General features: G+C 52.0%; 1 protein-coding gene. It reads left to right on the top strand.

The genetic code is table 11. The features are described 5' to 3' along the window. Positions 1 to 73 precede the first annotated feature (73 nt). On the top strand, positions 74 to 1,621 hold the full coding sequence (locus tag KNP06_RS15505; protein ID WP_128124366.1) for an ISL3 family transposase: 1,548 nt from the start codon (positions 74 to 76) through the stop codon (positions 1,619 to 1,621). Positions 1,622 to 1,693: the final 72 nt, after the last annotated feature.

Here is a 1,693-nt window from a genome sequence, read left to right as displayed (position 1 = left end):
GTGGTTCTTACGCAATGTTGGTGAGGTAGTGATACCGACATTATGGGAATAAAATCAAAAAGGATTGATTCTCATGAACGAGTTGGAGTTCTTAGATGATCGACTGTGCGTCACGAGTGCTCACTCACACGATGGGGTGAGACACTGTGCCGCTCGTCTCGTGTCCAGCGGTGCATGCTGTCCAGACTGTGGTCGGTTTTGTCACCGACGTCACAGTTTCACGACACGGCGGCTAAAAGACTTCTCAGGAATACATCAAGTTTTCCGTCTGAACATTCAAGTACCGAAATGGTTCTGCGACAACTCAATATGCCAACGTTCCATCTTTACAGAGCGATTGCCGTGGGCCATTTCTCATTCGCGGAGAACGCTCCGTACGGAGCGTGTGTTGTCCACTTTAATGTTGGCCATGAGTGCGAAGGAAGCCGAGCGTGTTACGACCGTCCTAGGTTTTCGAATCAGTCACGACACACTACTTAGGGTGCTACGACGCGTTCCCGTCCCGAGCCCCTGCGCTGAGGTGATCGGCATTGATGACTTCGCCTTCAAAAAGGGTCACCGATACGGGACCATCATCTGTGACGCGACCACCCATCGTCCCATCGACCTGCTGCGGACCCGCGAAGCAGACACGTTGAAGGATTGGCTTGTGAATCTGGAGAAACGGCCTATCCGCGCATCGGTCGATCGATTCCCAGCCTATCAAGAGGCATTGCTCGACCAGGACATCGTAGTGGTGAGCGACCGCTTCCACCTCGTAGATAACCTATGGCGATGCCTCAATTCGATATGCCAGCGTGTCCTCCCCTCTCGAATCCCTGTAAATCCGAAAGGTGCCGTATCATACGGTTTGAAACCGCAACATCCGACTGGATCCGAGAACGAGACAAAACGACCGTTGGTCGAAAGGGTTCAAAGCATGCACCGCCAAGGGATGAGTCTGAATGCGATCGCCCAGATGCTCAGCTTGAATTGGAGGACCGTCAAAAAATACAGTGATCCGGCTTACGAACCCTCCCCGCCGAAACGACAAAGACCTCACTTGATCGATCGTTTCATGCCACAATTGAGGGAATGTGTCCGAAATCGATACACACTCCAGGAAACGGACGCTCATCTGAGACAATTAGGTTACAGAGGCTCGTTTGGCGCGGTCCGTCACCGTTCACGTGACGCCCGGAGTGAGGGTCTTCCCGAACCCCAGGTTTTCGTATCGCGCAAGGATGCCTGTCGTCTACTCTGGCAATGGCCTGTCACTAGGACGGATGACACCATCGATGTCTCGTACCTGTTGGTCCGTTACGAAGACCTCGCCATCCCGTTCTGTTTCATTCAAGGATTTCGGGAAGCGATTCGGGAACGGGACGCGGGGCATCTCCTTTCGTTGATCACCAATCCACAAGTCACATCACATCCCGGACTGAAGCGTTTCGTGGGTCGCCTCAAACAAAATGTAGAGGTGATCCTGGCAGCCTGTCAGTTTGAAGAAAGCAATGGTTACGTGGAAGGAAACGTCAATCGTCTAAAGATGATGAAGCGACTCATGTACGGAAGGGGAAATTTTGACTTGCTCAGAATTCGGGTGCTTTGTCGAAATCCCGATCCGAGTTGTGCTCACTGATATTCCAAAAAAATGAGCGACCACCTTCGGGCGATTGCTCATCATCATTCACCAACATTGCGTAAGAACCAC

This window comes from Exiguobacterium sp. s21 (genome assembly GCF_018617975.1).
Taxonomy (GTDB): domain Bacteria; phylum Bacillota; class Bacilli; order Exiguobacteriales; family Exiguobacteriaceae; genus Exiguobacterium; species Exiguobacterium mexicanum_A.
This window is presented reverse-complemented; position numbering and strand designations above follow the sequence as displayed.

What these genes read in the sequence shown, in the direction of transcription:
- KNP06_RS15505 (WP_128124366.1), top strand. Translation starts at nt 74, where the DNA reads ATGAACGAGTTGGAGTTCTTAGATGATCGACTGTGCGTCACGAGTGCT.